The sequence below is a fragment of the Mesorhizobium sp. M0991 genome, assembly GCF_040318915.1.
In the GTDB taxonomy this organism is placed as follows: Bacteria; Pseudomonadota; Alphaproteobacteria; order Rhizobiales; family Rhizobiaceae; genus Mesorhizobium.
On the sequence record NZ_JAMYNE010000017.1, the window covers coordinates 1 to 18,673 of the forward strand.

The following is an 18,673-nucleotide window of genomic DNA, read 5'->3' on the forward strand; positions in this document are numbered from 1 at the left end:
CATCACAAGGTGTCCACCTATTTTGGTGGACACCTCATGCATCAGAGCACTCAACAGCAAAAGGTGCGGGGAAATTCGCGCTTACGGAAGCTGTGAACCTGCCGCGTTCTAAACGACGCTTACGCTGGTCTCTCTGGGCAGATATTCTCCGAACCTGTGAACTAGCCGCATTTGGTTCACAGCGTGTGTACGTAACGATTTCAGCAGCTTACGCCGGTGTGGGCTGTGTACCATTTCGCAATTGTGCTCGGTTCATCGATCTATGCTGGGATCAAACTGGGCACAGCAATCTCGCAATCTGAACTCGGACATTCCAAGCGCGCCACGGCGCCTTATGGACTGAGCGAAACCTCAAGGTCTTTGATCAACTTGAGTGCGTCCTGAACCTCCTTCTCATAAAGTGGCGTAGCCCCAGAATGAGCGGCTGGATTGAGCACGCGTTCGGTGCAGGCAAGGATTTCGTCGATCAGCCTGATCCGGCGCATTCGTTCGTCATGGTCACCTGTAAATGCTTGTCTCAAGCGATTTCGCTTCGACTTCAGTATTCCTTTAGTTGCGGCATCCAGAGCGACATTTCCGTCAACGTCGGTGTCATCGGTCGCAACCAGCAAGGTGCGATGGGCTTTTGGAGTGGACTCAACGACTTTCTCTAGGATGTCCAAGGGTAGTTCGGTGACGAGGCGATTTTTGGCGGCGCGCAAGTTCTCGGTAAGCGAATAGAATGTACCGGGAGGTACCGATTTCTTATCTACCCATTCACGCCAACGCCTTGCCATATCTTCCGCGGCTTTCCTGAGGCAAAGGGCAGCTTCATCAAGAGCATGTCCATGTAGATACTCCTCGGCCCTTTGCATTTCCGTTTTTTCTGACTTGCCGCCGATGCTCTTTGCGGCACTTCCCTGGAGGCGAAGAAAACACCATTCCGGATGGCTTGCTCCGACCTTGCGGCGGAACTCCTGGAAGAGACCAAGTTCGTGCGTAAGGATGATCTTCTGGTAGCCAGTGAACGTGTCGGACAAAAGGATTTCAACAACCTTCATCCGGTTACTCATGTCGAGGCTGACGAGGAGGTCGTCGAGCACGAGGAGTTTGAGGTCGGACTCGTGCAAGTTGACGAGCGAAGCGGCGAAGCGAACACATAGGGCAAGCTGCGTCAGCTTGGCCTCGTTGAGGAAGCTCTGCGGACGGGTGACGGTCTTGCCACCGACCTGGATGCCGAACTCGATAACTGGAATGGTGAACTGCCTATTGTTCTGGTTCGTGCCTTTGAATGATGGCAGAGTGGTAACGCCCAGTTTCAGCTTGACTTCCGCTGGGTCGTCAGCTGCGAAATGTTTGTCGTAGAACCGTTGCGCCTCTGTACTGATCGCATCCACGATTCCCGGCAACACAGCAGCGAAAGCCTCGGTTTTCTTCCGAAAAGCTTCGTAGGATGTTCTCCCACCAAGGCCCCGGGCACCCGAAGGGTTTGGGTTGCCACCGTGTATCCTCATCCACATGTCGAGCGGCACCTGTCCACCCGTACTTACGCAAAACGGCAAGATTTCCTTTTCGAACAGCGGCCAGATGTTGAAGTTCTCGGAGTTTCGGAAGTGTGAGAAGCCGAAGAAAAAGCGGTATGTGATGAAATCGCTTGCGAGGTCGCCCTTGAGGATGTCGGGCTGCTTGTGGGTGCCGTGAACCGTTTGGCTGATCCGATAAGTGGTAACATTTTTTGTGGCGACATCACGCAGAGACAGCGCGATCTCTCCAGGCATGGGCGTGGCTTCATCCTGCTCATGAATGTTGAGCAAGTTCTGTGCATCGGCGGCATCGAAGTATTTACTGACGCTCGGTGTGGGCTTCTTGGCGCTTTGCAGGAACGTGTAAAGCGCCCAATAGAGCGAGGATTTGCCGGAGCCGTTCGAGCCGTAAACGAGAAGGTGGCGGCCTTCGAGGTCGAGGGCAAACTCACGGAAAGCCTTGAAGTTACGGATTTCGATGCGGTGTAGCTGGGACTTCATACCTTGCCCTCGGCTTTGATAACCGCGAGCAGATCCGGGCTGTCGGCGGTGAGGCGAATGAGGCGGTTGCGGATCTTCGATGACGGGGCGTCGAGGGTGCGGTGAAGGCCTGCAAGGAAGTCGAGCTGCTTCGCCTCGCTGGCTTCGGGGTTGTAGGCAACAAGGTGCGGAGCGAGATCGTCGAGAAAGAGCAGGTTAAGCTCCGCCATATGCTCGCGGAAGTAGCACTCCATGACGCAAGCTTCGGTTAGGTCTATAAGAAACTGAACCGGGGCCAATGCATTGCTTCGCTTAGCAAGCATCAATAGATAAATTAGCTTGTCGAAGGTAGCAACCTCGACATCTCTGGGAATTGGAACAGGAATTTGTCCAACATATTCTTTCGATAGATTGACCGTCAGCTTGGAGGCGTTGGTAAATCTCTTTCTATAGAACCAATTCGCCGTTTTGGAGTTCAGGAGAGCTAGTATGAACCCGTACATGGCCACATAACGTTGACTTAAGATGAGGTTCAGGATCGACTCTTTGTTGTAGAACTCCTGCTCATCTAAAGCGGCTTTGAGTGGAGTTTGCCCGCCAGTAATCCGCTGGATCACTATTTTCCGTGTCTCGAACACATCCGGAGTTCGACTGCGATGAAGTAGTGAGCTGTCGTAGTGTAGAAAGCGCCCCCGATAGTTTATTGCGTATGGAGCAATCTCGTCACCTTCGAGAAACGGTTTCCATGCACTTCCGTGCTTTCGATCACTGACGACCTCGGAGAGGTTCCCCGATACGACGACACCGAATCGGATGCGGAGGCACAGATCGCCCAATGGCACGGTTCCGACCGCAAGCTGGTCAAGAATCTCGCGATCTCGCTGCGATGAAAAGATGTCGATGATGTTGCCCTTTGCATTCCAGCTCAATTGCCGGAATTGCTTTGGGCGATCGTCATCCAAGCCATGCCTGATAATAGTGTTACGATTAGATTCTGGTGTCTGGTTGCGGAGACGGATCACAATTGTGGAGGCGGTTACTTGATTAAAGACTCCCACATCCAAATCTATAATCTCATCAATGCACGCCTTGTTCAGGATGAGTTTTCTTGTCGAGTAGTAGGAAGTCACTCGAAGCAGTGTGTTCGGGATAATGTATGAAAGGAACCCGCCTTGCTTCAAGAGTTGGATGCCGCGCTCGATAAAAATAACGAACAGATTAGTTTTTCCGGAGCCGGAAACGTAGAGCTTCCTATATAGATCCTTATCTTTGGCGGAAATACCAGTATTTCCGCCAAAGACGTATGGCGGATTTCCAACCACAATATCAAATCCTTCTTCCAGCGAGCGTCCGAACATCCAGTGCGGGTCGAAGAAGTCGGAGCTCGCCTGCGGGTCGAACGGATTCCAATCGGCGACGTGTTGGGCCTTCTTAGGAGCCATAAGGCTCCCGGCCAGAACTTTTCCCAGTTCCTGGCGGAGATCCCTGGTCTTTCGTTGGATTGCAAGTTTCTGGTCGCGGCGCTGAATGGCAAAGTAGCGGTGGTAAAGACTCTCTATCTCGGCCTCAATCTGGGAAACACGACGTGGCGCGAGGGCCAGTTGCTCTGCCTCTGGCAGCCCAATCAGCGTGTCTGCGGCCACGAACTTTGTTTCGAGGTTGGGCAGAGGGCGGATGCCGTGATTTTCCTTCTTTGTGCGGCTGGTACGCTGGTCACAGATGAGAGAGATGAAGAACCGGAGCTTGGAGATCTGGATGGCGATGGGCTGGATGTCCACGCCGTAAAGGCAGTTCTCGATGAGATAGAGCTTGCGACCGAAGTCGTCCTCATTGTCAGCGAAGTCGCGTTCGATAGCGGCGATGGCAGCATCGCGGGCGGAGGAGTCGGGAATCTTGGCAGCGGCGTCGATCTGGAGCTGCATCCATCGCGCGTTGTCAGGGTCGAGTTTGTGGATGATGTAAACGAGTTTTTGCAGCATCCCCATCGGGAAGGCGCCAGAACCGCAAGCGGGATCGAGAATTTTGCAGGTATGGATAGCATCAAGCAGAGCGGCGGCTTCGCGTTCGGAGAATGCGTGCTCACGCTCGGTGTAGGCGAAGAGGATATTAAGCCCGGCCCGGGCTTCCTCCCCGGACATGCCGACCGTGACCAGCGCACCGGCAAGGTGTGCCTTGAGCGACTCATCCACCATGTATTCGACGATTGGGCGCGGGGTGTAGAACGACCCAGTCTGCTTGCGGGCAGTGGTCTTGGTTTCCTCATTGTATGAGGCGAGCAGGTTTTCGAAAACCTGGCCGAGCAGTTCGGGATCGAGAGCGATTTCCTGATCGATGGGCGTGTTCTCGACTATCGTGAATTTGTAGGAGTGCAGGATGCGGAGCAGACCGCGGACGCGCTCGGTGCGACGCCGAGGTTCCCCGTACGCGTCGGAGAGGTCTGCGGTCTGTTCTCCGGCAAAAAAAAGACGGTTTGGGACGCTCGGCCGCTTCTTTTCGTTCCGGGAGAAGCCGTCGAGGTAGAGCTTCTTGCCAGTTGCCTCATCGGTCCGGTCGAGACATTCGAAAAGCCCACCGTTGAGGAAAGGCACGTCGGCGAAATTGTCGAGAGCGGTGGTTGGGTCTCGGAAGTGCTCCTCGTACCGGTACAGAGTGTCGACGCCGTAGGTCGAGCGGTTCTTCTCCAAGCCCTCGTCACGGGCGAAGCCGCGGTAAGGTTGGCCATTTTTGTCCTTCCCCATGCGCTGGTTGAGCGTGGCGAAGAACAGGTTTTGCAGGACCGCCTGATGGTAAGCGCAGCCGTTGGGGTCGAGGTCTTTCAGTATCTTCGCCAGTTCGGCTTCGACAAATAGGTTCTCCGGGATGAGACCTTTTTCCTTCAGGAACCAGCAAAATATGAGACGCGTTAACATGCGGATGAGGGAGGTCGCGCGGCGTCTCTCTGCGTCCTTTTCGATGTCGTTAGGGAACTCAACCTGCGGAAGCGCCCAGAAATACCAATTGGCCAGCTCACGGTAGAAGCGCCTGTTGAGAAGTTCTACATTGAAGATCTCCTCCCAAGCGGAGTGGAGGCTATCGAAGTTATCAATGGGGAGCCGCTTTGGGTGAACCAGATTCGGGACAGCAAATGAATCGAGTATATCGAGATGCCCGCGATGCGGTTCGGCGAGTGAGATGTCGCGGATGATTGTGACCTTGCCAAGCACATCCTTGGCGGCGTCGCGCTTGTTCTGACGACGATTGATCAATGCTATGGAAAGAACAGGCCGCTTTTCCGCGAGATGCTTGATAAGAACCATGACAGGCATGGGGAAGACGCGGTTAATCTGCCTGGCGATACCGGTAAGCTGGCCGCGAGCATAATTGTCACCGGTAAGCTCAATTGCAAAAAAGAGGTAGGAGCGCAGGAGGCCCGGATTGACGGCGGTTTCCTGGAACAGGCTCCGATTGCCTGAGAGCTCCTCATCGGTGAGTTGGAACAGAAGATCGGCCGACCTCCAGTCGGAGTAGAGAGCCTTCGCTTCGCTGAAGGGCACATCCGGACCGTTAGCGCGGATGAACTCGCGAAAAGCCTGGGGGCTTGAATTGGACAGATGGATGGTACGGTCGGATGTGTAGCCAAGCTCGGCCAGCAGGCTGCGAGCGGCCTGCGCCACTGGACGTGCTTGAAATTCGCCAAGGACAGCGGCGATAGCGGATCGATGGTCTGTGTCGGCGGGCATACAGTTACTCGGGTCCAAGGATTACAAGCCAGGTGACGAGGTCGAAGTCGTCGCCTTTGGAGGTCGGTACGTCCCCAGCGGTTGGCAATACAGCATTGCGGCTGGAAAGGAGGGAGGCGGCAGCGCGCCTCTGGAACGTGCGCTCGACGGAGGCGAGGGCCTGTTGCAGGAGACCACTGTAGTGGCTCATGTCGGTGCCATCCTTTGTGCGCTGGTCAAAGAGATCGTAGAGTCTCTCGAAGGCGTACGGTTCACTGGCAGCGAGATCGCGCAAGAGAAGCATGGTTTCCTTTGGCTGGGCGAAGCTGAAGCGGACCGTGCCGTCGTCGTGAACGTAGACCAGATAGTAGGGCGCCAGTGGGTTTAGCCTGGAGGAGTCGGCCGATTTGGCGGACGAGGGGGACTCGGCTGTTGTGCGCTGGCGTAGACAGAAAATGGCGCCCGGACGCGCTTTGACGAAAAGATCTTCCTTGGGCGGTACGACGGCGTAGAGGCCCTCACCCGCCTCCTCTAATTCGGCACGGTTGGCTTCGAGGTAGCGGAGGAGGTCAAGTCTGAACTCGTCAAGCGAAAAATCGGTTAGCGAAACCGAGCCATCGAGATCCTCGAGATCGAGGACTTCGTCTTTAAGGCGCGTGAGTTGGCGGTTGCGGAATAGCAAGTCCTCTTTGATGAGGTCTTCAAGCTGGTCAGCATCGAGCAGATTGTCAGTTTGCGAGGCGGCCAGGTCCACAAGCGCCATCCGGGCTTCGACCCGCAATTTGACTCCAAGATAATGGTCAAGGTCGGACACGGGCCAAAAGTTGACAAGCTGCACGGTGGCATTGCGCGAGCCGATACGGTCAATGCGGCCGAAGCGCTGGATGATCCGGACCGGGTTCCAATGGATATCGTAGTTGATAAGGAGATCGCAGTCTTGAAGGTTCTGCCCCTCGCTGATGCAGTCGGTGGCAATAAGCAGGTCGATTTCCTCGTGCTGTTCTGGAAAGCGTACACTCTGATCCGCCCGGCGCTTGGCAACAGGCGAGAAGTTCGTGAGGATGTCGTCGTAGTCAGTGCGCCCCAACGACGCTGCGTTCCCCCCGTCCCCGCATACGAGGCCGGTGTGAATCTTGAGATCGTTGCGGGCCCACGCCCCGAGGTGTTCATAAAGATAACGAGCTGTATCGGCGAACGCGGTAAAAACGAGAACCTTGCGATTGGCCTTGCCATCGCGGTTAACAGTGGGCTGGCGGACCTTGGCTTCAATGAGCGCCTTGATCTCCGCAAGTTTTCCATCGCGCCTAGGTGTGACTGATTGGGTTTTCTCCAAGAGAAACTGGAGCTGGGTCCGATCATTGCGAACTGATTTGAGCCATTCCGGCAACTTAAGATGAGCGAGATGAATGCGACGGCGGCCACCGATGGTGAAGTCTTCGCTGTCGAAATCAGGGTCTTCGAAAAGATCCGGCGTTAGTGAGTCGTAGTCGATCTCGGGGTTTCCATCGAGTTGGCTTTCGAAGACGACGATTCGTTTCTCCAAGGCGTCGATCTTGGCGATGGTGCGTTGGAGAGTAAGACGGAAGGAATCTACGGAACTTTCGAGGCGTTTCAGAAAGTTGACCTTCATCATTGCAATGAGAATGCGCTCGCGGCCCTCTTGCGTGAAGCCCCCGAGAATTCTGTTGTCATAAGCGGTGAGCAGCTTTTCGGGCAGGTCTTCTCGGAGAAAGCTGGTAGGATGATAGAGGGCCAGACGCAGCGCGCTGATTTCCCCGTCAAGTTGTTCGAACGAGAGGAATCGCTGCTCCAAATCAATTGGTGCGTGAATAGCCTTCGGACGCGGGCGACGGGGGAAGCCACCGAGTTGCTTCATCTCGCCAGCGTAGTAGCTCGCGATCTGCCGACGCGAGCGGGCGATGCTGAGGCCGTCGAGGAGCCTGAAAAAATCACCACCTATTGCTGCGATGAGGTCGCGGGTCTTCCGCTGATCGGGAGGCCTCCTTGCCCAATTGGTGAAGTGCGTTTGCGCCTGACGGGATGTTTCCCTCACCGAGACGATGTTGAGTTTCCCCACAAATGCTGCGTCGGCAGCGCCATTTCGAGCTACGTCACCCCCGGCAATAAAGGATATCTGGTTGCGGAGATCGGCCAATTGGTTGTTCACCGGCGTAGCCGAGAGAAGCAGCACCTTGGTTTTCACTCCATCTGAAATAATGTCTTCCATCAGTCGCTGATAGCGACTGCGCTTTTCCGGCTCGCCGGGACGTTGGGTGGCGAGCTTGTTGTTTCTGAAATTGTGGGATTCATCGATGACCACAAGATCGTAGGCGCCCCAATTGAGCGAGTCCAAATGAATCCCGTTAACCGCGCCAGACTCGCGGGAGAGGTCGGTATGATGGATGACGTCGAAACGGAACTTGTCGTCCGAAAAGGGATTGAGGGCGCTAGGGTTTCGGAAAATTGACCAGTTTCGGCTCAGTTTCTTCGGACAGAGGACCAGGACGCGCTCGTTCCGCAACTCAAAATATTTGATGACGGCTAGCGCGGTATAGGTCTTACCAAGTCCAACGCTATCGGCAAGGATGCAACCATTGTAGTCCAGGATCTTGTTGATGGCCGCTTTGGCGCCATCCTTCTGGAAGGAGAAGAGCGTCCGCCAGATGTGAGTGTCTGGAAGCGCCACCCGGCGGAGGTTGTCGTCTACATCGCGCGTGCCGTCGAGGTAGTCACGGAAGAGGTGGAATAGAGTTAAGTAGTAAATGAATTGTGGTGGATGATTCGCGTAAAGCTTTCTCAGATATAGAAGAACCTCCTGTTTAACGTCTTTGACCAATCTGTCGTCTTGCCAAATTTCGTCAAACCATTGCTTCATCTCACGGCGGTCACGATTGCTGTCAACAACAAGGTTCAGCTCGATATTATTCCCGTCATTTCCCAGCCCTAGCCCGCGTACTGTGAAATTCGAGCTGCCAAGAATTGCGTCTTCCACACCACCGGAGGCAACATGGTACATCTTTCCGTGAAGCAGGTTCGATTGTTTGATAGTCTTTATGTCCACCTTGTGCTCGATCCAATCGGCGCACTCCTTGGCCACGCGTTTCTGCTGGAGCTTATTAGCAAGTTCCAAGCCTTCACCATCAATGGCGAACTTCTTCTTTTCCGTCTTGGCGGGATCCAGACGATTTACGAAGGAAGGTTCGCCGAAGAGAAAATCGAGATGCTCGATGTTGTTCAATGGTTGCTTGAGAGCGTCGTAAGCGTAGATGGTGAAATACGCCGAAACGACGGATAGTGCCGAGCCCGGTTGAATCTTGGCCTTCAAGAATTCTGCGACTGTACCACGACTGTGGTTGTCGCGCAGGCCCGAGTTGTTGACGGTGACTTTCACTCTGTTGCCTCCACTCGACAGTCCGAGATTTCGCTGTGTCCAGCGCCTTCAGTTGCTCGTATTGCTCGATCGCGAGCACGACCACAACGGCTCACCCGTGTTTAACCACAGTTACCGGCATGGCGTAGGCAGACGTCCGAATCGCAGTTTCGTTTTTTCGCCCTTGGGACCTGAATACGAATCCCGCTCCTATAAGTCGATCTCATTTGGTCAATTTGGCCTCAATTGACAATAATGCGGGCCACTCGAAACCTTTAAGCGGCATTACAAGTAATTAGAACCGGTAGGGCATGTCCTCGGTGATTGGGACGTATAGCTGTTGAGGACCGCTCCGAGGAAACCCGCCTCAGCGACCCTGATATCCGCCCTGAATTTGCACTAGAGAATGTCGGCTCAGGGCGGCGCAGCTCGGCCCTACGCCCCTGTCGCACACACAATCTGCTGCTGCGACCACCACACGTCGGGCAATGGCTGGAACAGCAGTTCCTGAGTGGCCGCTTCGGGGTGCCGTCGATCCAGCACGGCCTCTACGATTTGTGGATCGAGTAGCGTGAGCCGCAGCAGCCGTGAGATATACGTTGGGCTGATGTGTTCGGCCGCTGCTAAATCCCGCATGGAGGCATGTGCCCCCTCCTCCAGCATCCGCTGCCAGCGATAGGCCCTCGCTATTGCCTTCACCAGCGTGTTGTCGACCCGGGGCCGCGGCGACTTGATGATCGCGCCGTGCGGGGCAATCACGACCTTCCTGCCGCCCCGTTTGCGGACAGTCAGTGGCAGCTTCACCGTCAGCCTGCTGCCGTCGGCGCTGACCTCGACCGCGGCGTTCATGCGGCTTCTCCGAGGCGATTGGCTGCTGGCCGGCGCAAGTCTTGTATCATGCTTGTGAGCCCGTCAGTCCTGAGGCAGATCGAGATCCCGTCGGTTGCAACATCCACGCGCTCGACCAGAAGCTGGACAATGCGCGCCTGCTCAGCCGGGAACAGTTCGTTCCAGAGCGGATCGAGGTCGAGCAATGCCGCCCTCACCTCGCCTTCAATATTACCAACATCTTGTTCGCGGGCTGCCTTCCAGATGGCTACGATGATTTCCGGGCTGCGAATGAGGATGCGCAACTGATCGATCACGGCTGCCTCGATCTCAGCTGCTGGCAAGCGCCCGACCGGGCAGGCATTAGCTCCCTGCTTCAACACCGATTGGCTGACGTAATAACGATACAGCTTGCCGTCCTTGCGCGTGTGGGTCGGCGACATCGCACATCCGGTCGGCCCAAAGAGCAGCCCCTTGAGCAGCGCTGGTGTCTGGGCCCGGGTTTTGGCGCCCCGCTTCCTCGAACCATCGGACAGTATAGCCTGCACCTTGTTCCAGAGCCCGCGACTGATAATGGCCTCGTGCTCGCCTTCGTAAGAGGTGCCCTTGTGAACGGCCTCGCCGACATAGACTGGGTTGTTGAGCAGCTTGTAGATCACGCCTTTGTCCAGCGGCTTGCCCTGACGCGTCAAAATCCCCTCGGCTGTGAAACTCCTGGAAAGCGTTGTCGCCGAGCCGATCGAGACAAATCGTTCGAACACCATGCGGACGGTTGCTGCCTCGGCTTCGTTGATGACCAGCTTGCGGTCCCTCACCTCATAGCCGAGCGGCGTCCAGCCACCCATCCACATGCCGCGCTTGCGCGACGCGGCGAACTTGTCGCGGATGCGTTCACCAATCACCTCACGTTCGAACTGGGCGAAGGACAACAGGATGTTGAGGGTCAGCCTGCCCATCGAGGTGGTGGTATTAAAACTCTGGGTCACCGAGACGAAGGTGACGTCGTTGGCATCGAAGGCCTCGACCAACCGCGAGAAGTCCATGAGCGAGCGTGACAGCCGATCGATCTTGTAGACCACGACCACGTCGACCAGGCCCACGTCCATGTCGAGCAGCAGGCGCTTCAAGGCAGGCCGTTCCAGCGTCGCTCCGGAGATACCGCCATCATCGTAGCGGTCGGGCACCAAAACCCATCCTAGGGCCTTCTGGCTGGCCACAAAGGCCTCGCAGGCTTCGCGCTGGGCATCGAGCGAGTTGAACTCCATATCGAGTCCCTCCTCGCTGGACTTGCGAGTGTAAACAGCGCAGCGCAGCTTGCGAACGATTGGCTTGAAGTCTGCCATACTCATGACCGGCCCCTCGCCTTGCCGCGATGGTTCCTCAACCCGAAGAACAGCCAGCCATTCCAGCGCGTCCCGGTGATGGCTAAGGCAACGGAGGACAATGACTGGTATGGCCTGCCCTGCCATTCGTAGCCGTCAGTTAGCACCGTGACGGTCTGCTCAACGCCTTGCCATTCACGGAGCAGTTGCGTGCCGGCAATCGGCCGGTCGGCACCGCGGATGCGCCGGACCGCGATGTTGCCGCCATCGAACTCCTCGCCAAGCGCCTTCAGCCGCTCGACCGTTTCCGGCTTCAGCCCGCCGAAGGCGAGTTCCTGGATGCGATAGGCAAGCCGGCTTTCGAGGAAACGCCGGTTATACGGAGGCGGCTCTCGATCGAAGAGGTCGCGCCATTGTGCCTTCAGCTCCGGCGTTGGCATCGTCTTCAGCGCCGCCAGCCGGCCCAGCACGTTGGGATCGTGGTAAAGTCCTGAGTTGGCCGTCTCAACCCTGCTGCTTTCAGTAGAGAATTTTGTCATCGGAACTCCCCTTGCGAGTGGTCCCGACACACGCTCTCCGTGGTCCTGAAGTCGACTGAAGTCTTTTCGCGCTCTGCACATTGTCTGCTTGACTGTCGCGCCCGTAGCCGAACCAGGCCCGCGGCCAGGAGGGCGGCTAGTTCATCGAGGCGCTCTGCGGCGCTCATGCGATCTGGGGAGAGGGCATTATAGCCCGCTCCGCTCCGGCCAGACCACGTATTATTGCCGGTGGGTTTGTGCCTGCTCATGGATAGGGACGTTAGCCGGTCTCCAACTCTGCTCCAGCGGTGTGGGGGATGGTGCGCAGCGATGCGAAAACAAAAGCAAAAGTGGCCTGAGGACCACCTATCGACGGCCTCGACCACCGAATCAGCTAGTCCATAAAATTGGCTAGATCACCTTCATGGACCGCTAACATTTGCGGCGAAAAGTTGGGGTCGGGCCTGCTGCGAGCCCGTCGCGAGGAAATGCCTTGGGCCACCAGCTCCTGCCTCATCTTCCACGGACGAAGGAGTGGCGCCACGTCGTGACCCTTCTTAGTGGCGGGGCCTTGATGGAAGATATAGCTGCCGCATCCGCCCGCGCCGCCGACCGCAGCATGATCGACGCGGCTGACGACGCAACAGTACGCCAGACATTCTACCTCTTGACGCAGATACCGCTTGCCGCCGCCAGCAGAAGCTTCGCGGGCGCACTCAGAGGCCTGGGGCTGGTCGTAAGTGACCATCCATCTCTCGTCGAGATCGGGGCCGCCATGATGGACGCAATCGACCGGTTCACTTCGAAGAAGGGGCCGCGCAGCGACTATGGCGAAATCGCGCAGGTCTGTGCGGTGGAAAGCCTACACGCAGTCGTCGGTCGCGACGTGTCGGATCTTTTTGGGATGGATCGGGACCGGGTGAAGACGGTCACCGCCGGCTTTGCCAACGCAAAACAGTTTGCTGTTCTCGCGCGGGAGTTCTTCGCTCGCCTTACGCAAAGCCACCTCAATTTCTACCTCCACCGGGAGCTCTCGAATCATGTGGGCGCCAGCCGGCGCTTCTCCAGCGTGGCCGATCATAGGAAGTTCGAAGCTGCCCTCGACCAGCACTGCCGCGAGGCGTCCGGCATCATCAAGAATTTCGCCGCCGAATGGTTTTCCAAACAAAACTTCGAAGGCGGCATTGACCGCGACAAGGCGGGGCGTTTCGTCCATGTCGCCGCCGGCAAGATCCGTGATGAGCTGCGCCGCCGCGAGAGCGGACATGCATGACACTTTCATTGCCTGCGGTGGTGCGCCTGCAGGCAAGGCAGCAAGGGTTCTCGAACTCGATATCTCACCAGCCGCCGATGAGAAGAAGAGGGTCCGATTTGATCCCGGATCGGTCAGCGCGCCGCTCCTCGATGAGATCCCCGATCCCCTGGCTGATGTTCTGGAGATCGCGGCCTATGTCTTCTCGGCGGACAGGTTGGTCCCGCGCGTGAAGGATGACAGCCGCGAGATCGGCGCAGAGTGGCAAAGGCGGCTGCGCTTTCGCATTCCGGTGCGCAACGAAGCGCTGTGGAACAGCAGGGAAGTTAAAGATGCTCTTTTGGAGGGCCTGTCCTTTCTCTCTGGGGATGAATTTGCGTTCGAATTCACCCATGCTGGTAGGCCTGAGGGAGCCCAGCTCTATCTCGGATTTAACGATTCCGTGGCCCAGACCATCCGGCCCGACCAGGTAATCCTTTTCTCCGGTGGGCTGGACTCGCTTGCGGGAGTTTCCGAGAGCGTTATCGGCAGGAACTGCAGTGCCGTGCTGGTGACGCATTCAAGCGCCACCTTGGTCGTCGGCAAGCAGAACCAACTTGCTCATGAGATCGGACAACGTACCCGCAAGGGCCAGACCTTCTATGCCCCGGTCTGGGTTCGGAGAGGACACCAGGCAGAGCCTGTCGAACATTCGCAGCGGCTACGGTCATTTCTGTTCGCATCACTTGGTATGGCCTACGCCCGGATGTTTGGATGCAGCAGCGTCCAGTTCTGCGAGAACGGCATCACCAGCTTCAATCTGCCTATGGCCCAGCACGTAGTCGGCACACGGGCGAGCCGGACAACGCATCCGCGGACCCTCTCCTACTTCAGCCGTCTCTTTTCCTTGCTGCTAGATACACCGGTTAGCTTCGAGAATCCTTTCCTATGGAAGACCAAGGCGGACGTGGTCAGGAGTATCAATCGGAACCATCTTTCGGATCTGATTGGGCTGACGACAAGTTGCGCAAACATTCGCGAAATGTCGATGTCGGGCCGGCAGTGTGGTTACTGTTCCCAATGTGTTGAACGGCAATATGCAGTCGCAGCAGCTGGCCTATTTGAGCCCATAGGCACTTACGAGCGAGATCTTTTTCTCGGCGCCCACCAGGACGGCCGCGACCTGACGATGGTCGAGGCCCACCTATGCCGGGCGCAGAAGCTGGCCGCCATGTCGCAGCAGGACTTCATGTCGAACAATGGCCAGGTTTACAGGGCGTTGACCGATATCGGGGAAAGCCCGGATGCCGCGGCGAGCAGCATCTTCTCATTGCATCAGCGCTACGGCAGCGAGATAGTTGGCGTCGTCGACGAAAAGCTTCGACAGCATGCCACGCTCGGCGCGGTGCTCGACCTCCCTGAGACGTCGTTGTTGGGGTTACTCCGTAGTCCGCTGGCCAACGGGTCGTTCTACGATACCGGTCGGCAAGAACCGCCGGCTGAATCCCAAGCTGCGGCAGACGCGAAGCCGGTTCCATCTCGTAGGATAGTTTTCGCACTGGATGAAGGTGGGTCGAAAATCCTGTTCGACAACTCAATCAGTCTGAATGGCAGACTGGCTGAGCTAATATCGCGGCTGGCCGAGCAGTTTGAGGCTGATCTTGAGCATTCGGGGCATACCTATGTGTCTAAAGAAGCGCTTTGCCGCCATCTGCATTGTGAAGAGGAAACCCTTCGGCAGATAGTCACCCGAACTCGCAAAAAGCTCGAAAGGGAGTTCGAGGCCAAAGCTGGTTACACGCTCGACCTAGAGGACGTCATCCAGAGCAGGACCTGGACTGGATATCGACTCAACCCCTTTCTGCTGCTCGTGGATCGGCGGCAGCTTAGCCAGGCCAAGACGTCACGACATTTTAATTCCGGCGTCACGACTCCATCGCAAAACCCGGCAAATTCGGGCGCCGGCACCGCCTGAAACGTCACGACATTCTTAGTGGCCGAACATATCTCAAATCGGCGAACTGCTGCCAACTTCTGGGATCGAAACAGCTTCCGCTAGCGCTCCAGCGCAACGATGCGAAGCCCCCGCTCAGGAGCTTGCAATGCCAGATGCTTCCCCCGTTTACCTCTGCCAGGAAGAAGTCGCCCGTCGCTTTCGAGTAAGCCCGCGAACGCTCGAACGCTGGCGCTGGAAGAAGACTGGGCCCAACTATCACAAGCTTGGCGGCCGGATCGTCTACTCGCTCAACGATATCGAGACCTATGAACGCCGGCGCCGCGCCGAGACCCATTCGTCGATAATCGGTTCGTGGGGGTGACCGGCGATGTATTCCAAATGTAAAGACCCGGCAGCGCTGGTAGGCGCCCACCGGGCCGATGTCACGATGCTGGTCGGCAAAGATGACCCCGAAATCAATAGGACAACTGAGGTCGAACTGCAAGTTCGCCTGCTTGTCGCGCGCTACCTGTTATCCGTGCCGCTCGCCGTCGCAATTGCCGAACTGGCCTTCTCCTCCGGGAGGGGCAAATGACCATTTATCAGACTAGCCCCACAAGGAGGCGGCGGGCGACAAATACGGAGATGGAAGATCGTGCCCCCCTCTTCCTGGCAAGGAGGAACGCCCGGGTCGCCGAAAGCCTCTACCGCAAGGCGACCGGTGAAGGTCGGGAGGCCGTCACTGCAGCAATTTTCTGGCTGAAGACCAGGGCGCGCTGGAAGGAGACCTCCATCCATGAGCTGGGGGGAAAACTGGACACATCAGTGACCTTCGTCACCACCTATGAAGATATGAAGCTCCTGTAGGTGGCACGCCCGGTTCGTCGGACGGCTGGTCCGCTCATTTCCCCGCTCGGATCATTTTTCGTCGGCGAGGGTATTCTCAATGGCAGCGATATTGAGCTCAAGCATGGCCACTGGTTGAATCGTGCTGGCGCTCGGTATTGTCTCCTGCTCGGCGGCGGCGAGAAGTAGATCGCGCTGCTCGTCCTTGAGACGTTTTGAGAGAGCTGACAGTTTTTCGTGCATGTTGAACCCCATTAGTCAGAGTGGCCTATAGGACACCGGCTGAGCACGCTCAAGACTTCGCGTCAGCGAACCTGAACGGTGCGCAGGCTATTTCCCCAGGCCAGACATGAGTTGCTGATGTGCGTCGCCTACGAGGCACCCTATGCCGAGGACGACGAAGACGATCAGGATGCCTTGCTCGAGTGGCACATCAGTCGCGCTCCGAGGTCACCGGGTACTAGGGCCTGAACTTCAAGAAACCACCCCAAGCCCTCCTCAGTGCAAGGTGGTCGTCGCACATTCCAAAATAGCGTCAGTTGAGTCGATCGATTTCCCAGTTCAATGCTGCCGCGAAGCTGACCCACAACAGGTAAGGCCAAAGTAGCATCGAGGCCGTCGGATCAATCTGCCAGAACGCCAGGATGGTTAGGACGATCGCAAGCCAGAGAAGCGTGATGACCACGAGGCCACCTCGCGGGCTGTGGAATGAAAAGAACACCCACGACCAGGCCGCGTTGAGCGTGATCTGAATTAGAAAGATCGCCACCGCAAAGCTGATCCAGTCGGCGTTAGCTTTCAGCACGCGATAGAAAGCATAGGCCATCATCAGGTACAGCGTCGTCCACACCGGGGCAAATACCGAATTCGGTGGGTTGAAAGAGGGTTTGGTCAGGTGGGCGTACCATGTCGGTACGTTGGGAATGGTAGCGAGATTGCCGGCAATTGCCGCCGCCGCGACCGGCACGATAGCCGCCAGAATGAGAAGAAGCGTGCTCGTCCCCGGATTGATCATGATGCCCCTTGTGTTGAACAGAGACGCAGTAACGCTGGAGGGGTCGGCGAAGTTTCACCGCCGCAGTCGCAAACCCATATGTTGCGCGGCGACAAAGCCTACCCGGCTAAGACCAGAAAGAACTTGCCTTGATGGGGCCGGCGAGCACACTGCAAACGGTGGTTTGCAGTTTGAACACCCCAGGAATTAGCAACATGCCGCGCGCGGTCGCCTACTATCGGGTTTCGACACAGCGACAAGGACGTTCAGGCTTGGGCATCGAGGCCCAGCGCGTCGCCGTTGCCCGCTTTGCCGAGGCCGAGGGAATGATCATCCTCCAGGAGTTTACCGAGATCGAGACCGGAAAGGGTGCGGATGCCCTCGATCGGCGGCCACAACTGACAGCCGCCCTCGCCCTCGCCCGCCACGCCAAATGCCCGGTCGTGGTGGCCAAGCTCGATCGCCTCTCCCGAGATGTCGCCTTCATTGCCGGACTGATGGTTCAGCGCGTTCCGTTCATCGTCGCCGAACTCGGCGCTGACGCCGACCCGTTTATGCTGCACCTTTACGCCGCTTTGGCCGAAAAGGAGCGTCGATTGATCTCGGAGCGTACCAAAGCCGCCCTCGCCTCACGCAGGATGAGCATAAAGCTCGGCAATCCGACCAACACCGCCGAAGCTGCGGCGAAGGGTCGGAAGATGTCGATCGAAGAAGCCGACCGGTTTGCGCAGACCGTGCTGCCAATCATCGCATCCATTCAGCGCTCCGGCATCACCAGCCTGCGTGGCCTGGCAATCGCCTTGAATAATCGCGGCGTCCGCGCAGCGCGCAATGGCCAATGGCAGGTCTCGAATGTGCGCAACGTTCTCGCGCGGCAAGCTGCTGCCCAGCTTTAATAGGCGGGAATTTGCTGGATCTGGCCTAGATCACAGATGCGAGCATCCTACGCGTTTGGAGACGATCCCCTCCAGACCAACCTGATCGGCGAGATAGAAGATCGCCGTGGGATCGCCGGGGATGGCTTCGCTGAACTGGATGCGGCTGTTGGGCTTGATGATGCCGAACAGGATCTCGCGGCGTGCCTTGCAGCCGACGTCGCGCAGGTCGTGGCCGTCCAAATACATGATGTCGAAGGCGCCGAGGATCATGGCGTAGGGATCGCTGTGGACGGCCTTCTGCAGCGCGTCGTAGTCGGGCAGGCCGCCCGCGTTGGTGACCACCGCCTCACTAAGCGCATCAAGCGACTGTCCCCTGCGACAAAACTTCTAATTTTGGAATCGTCAGTCCGCGTCCGGAATCAACAATTTCCTGTTGCAGGAGCGAACAGGGCTCTTGGCCAACCGGTGCACTGCACATCGGATCTAGACCCCTCCGAAGCGCTATTCGCAACTTGTACTTGGTTCAGATCGGTCACCGGCTGCTGGGACTGCGCCGAAGGCCGCAGTAGGTATGCCTGGACGGCAGCGCAAGGGCCAGGTCCCAACGGACCTGCGCCCAAAGCGGGGATCGAAACCAATCTGCATAGGTTCAGGCACGTTCGCCTGTACAACCGGTGGGGGACGCTGTCCGTACATTTGCTGTAGATACTGCGCAACAGCAGCGCAACGCCCAGGCCCAAGGGGCCCGCACAGATAGGTCCACCGTTTGCGTCAACCCCAATCTGCTGAAGCGGTGGTAAGCCAGGCTCCGAGGCCTGCCCGCCATGCTGCTGAATGTATAGCTGGACTTGGGCGCATGGGCCAGGACCGATAGGTCCCCGGCATATCGGCCCGAAGTTTGGGTCGAAGCCTACGATAGGCAGCTGCTGAGCTTGGGATGGTGCGGCAAGCAAGCCAACAAAAGAATGAGCTTCAGGCCAAAGGATCTTGTCAAACGACGCTCCTTCACCCACTCGGGTGCCATCCCAATCGCCGCTTTGGGCGCTGACCTCTGCGCCCAAAGGTGGAGT

The 18,673-nt window shown here is 57.3% G+C and carries 15 protein-coding genes; 6 read left to right on the top strand and 9 right to left on the bottom strand.

Translation table 11 applies throughout. The features are described from left to right. Window positions 1-332: 332 nt before the first annotated feature. The 6 genes from NKH70_RS22840 to NKH70_RS22865 form a co-directional block, all read right to left on the bottom strand. Window positions 333-2,003, bottom strand: a complete 1,671-nt coding sequence (locus NKH70_RS22840) for an AAA family ATPase (protein WP_353026035.1) — start codon at window positions 2,001-2,003, stop codon at window positions 333-335. Next, window positions 2,000-5,701, bottom strand: a complete 3,702-nt coding sequence (locus NKH70_RS22845; protein WP_353026037.1) for an Eco57I restriction-modification methylase domain-containing protein — start codon at window positions 5,699-5,701, stop codon at window positions 2,000-2,002. The genes NKH70_RS22840 and NKH70_RS22845 overlap by 4 nt, the downstream gene beginning before the upstream one ends. A 4-nt stretch (window positions 5,702-5,705) precedes the next feature. After that, window positions 5,706-9,071: a helicase-related protein gene (locus tag NKH70_RS22850; protein WP_353026039.1), complete on the bottom strand. Its 3,366-nt coding sequence runs from the start codon at window positions 9,069-9,071 to the stop codon at window positions 5,706-5,708. A 414-nt stretch (window positions 9,072-9,485) separates the two neighbouring features. Continuing rightward, window positions 9,486-9,899 (bottom strand): ParB/RepB/Spo0J family partition protein, encoded by a 414-nt coding sequence (locus NKH70_RS22855; RefSeq protein WP_353026040.1) that lies wholly within the window; start codon window positions 9,897-9,899, stop codon window positions 9,486-9,488. After that, the gene (locus tag NKH70_RS22860; RefSeq protein ID WP_353026041.1) at window positions 9,896-11,227 is read right to left on the bottom strand and encodes a recombinase family protein; all 1,332 of its coding nucleotides are present in this window, start codon (window positions 11,225-11,227) and stop codon (window positions 9,896-9,898) included. The genes NKH70_RS22855 and NKH70_RS22860 overlap by 4 nt, the downstream gene beginning before the upstream one ends. Continuing rightward, on the bottom strand, window positions 11,224-11,739 hold the full coding sequence (locus tag NKH70_RS22865) for a DUF2924 domain-containing protein (RefSeq protein WP_353026042.1): 516 nt from the start codon (window positions 11,737-11,739) through the stop codon (window positions 11,224-11,226). Before NKH70_RS22865 ends, NKH70_RS22860 begins: the two co-directional genes overlap by 4 nt. Before the next feature lie 472 nt (window positions 11,740-12,211). Here NKH70_RS22865 and NKH70_RS22870 point away from each other — a divergent pair, with 472 nt between their 5' ends. The 5 genes from NKH70_RS22870 (at window position 12,212) to NKH70_RS22890 (ending at window position 15,752) form a co-directional block, all read left to right on the top strand. After that, window positions 12,212-12,991: a hypothetical protein gene (locus NKH70_RS22870; RefSeq protein WP_353026044.1), complete on the top strand. Its 780-nt coding sequence runs from the start codon at window positions 12,212-12,214 to the stop codon at window positions 12,989-12,991. Next, complete coding sequence (locus NKH70_RS22875) at window positions 12,984-14,924, top strand: hypothetical protein (protein ID WP_353026045.1); 1,941 nt, start codon at window positions 12,984-12,986, stop codon at window positions 14,922-14,924. The genes NKH70_RS22870 and NKH70_RS22875 overlap by 8 nt, the downstream gene beginning before the upstream one ends. Window positions 14,925-15,051: 127 nt before the next feature. Next, the gene (locus NKH70_RS22880; protein WP_353026047.1) at window positions 15,052-15,267 is read left to right on the top strand and encodes a helix-turn-helix transcriptional regulator; all 216 of its coding nucleotides are present in this window, start codon (window positions 15,052-15,054) and stop codon (window positions 15,265-15,267) included. Window positions 15,268-15,333: 66 nt separating this feature from the next. Then, on the top strand, window positions 15,334-15,480 hold the full coding sequence (locus tag NKH70_RS22885) for a hypothetical protein (RefSeq protein ID WP_353026049.1): 147 nt from the start codon (window positions 15,334-15,336) through the stop codon (window positions 15,478-15,480). Beyond that, a complete protein-coding gene (locus tag NKH70_RS22890; RefSeq protein ID WP_353026051.1) occupies window positions 15,477-15,752 on the top strand; it encodes a hypothetical protein in 276 nt (91 codons plus the stop codon). The genes NKH70_RS22885 and NKH70_RS22890 overlap by 4 nt, the downstream gene beginning before the upstream one ends. A gap of 51 nt (window positions 15,753-15,803) precedes the next feature. Here NKH70_RS22890 and NKH70_RS22895 read toward each other — a convergent pair whose 3' ends face one another. Together NKH70_RS22895 and NKH70_RS22900 are read right to left on the bottom strand one after the other, a co-directional pair. Then, window positions 15,804-15,974: a hypothetical protein gene (locus tag NKH70_RS22895; RefSeq protein ID WP_353026053.1), complete on the bottom strand. Its 171-nt coding sequence runs from the start codon at window positions 15,972-15,974 to the stop codon at window positions 15,804-15,806. 292 nt (window positions 15,975-16,266) lie between these two features. Beyond that, window positions 16,267-16,746 carry a TspO/MBR family protein gene (locus tag NKH70_RS22900; RefSeq protein ID WP_353026054.1) on the bottom strand — a complete coding sequence of 160 codons (480 nt, stop codon included), beginning with the start codon at window positions 16,744-16,746 and terminating at the stop codon, window positions 16,267-16,269. 194 nt (window positions 16,747-16,940) lie between these two features. Here NKH70_RS22900 and NKH70_RS22905 point away from each other — a divergent pair, with 194 nt between their 5' ends. Beyond that, window positions 16,941-17,621 (top strand): recombinase family protein, encoded by a 681-nt coding sequence (locus NKH70_RS22905; RefSeq protein WP_353026055.1) that lies wholly within the window; start codon window positions 16,941-16,943, stop codon window positions 17,619-17,621. Window positions 17,622-17,651: 30 nt separating this feature from the next. Here the strand turns inward: NKH70_RS22905 and NKH70_RS22910 are convergent, their stop codons facing one another. Further along, window positions 17,652-17,945 (bottom strand): ATP-dependent DNA ligase, encoded by a 294-nt coding sequence (locus NKH70_RS22910; RefSeq protein ID WP_353026056.1) that lies wholly within the window; start codon window positions 17,943-17,945, stop codon window positions 17,652-17,654. Window positions 17,946-18,673: the final 728 nt, after the last annotated feature.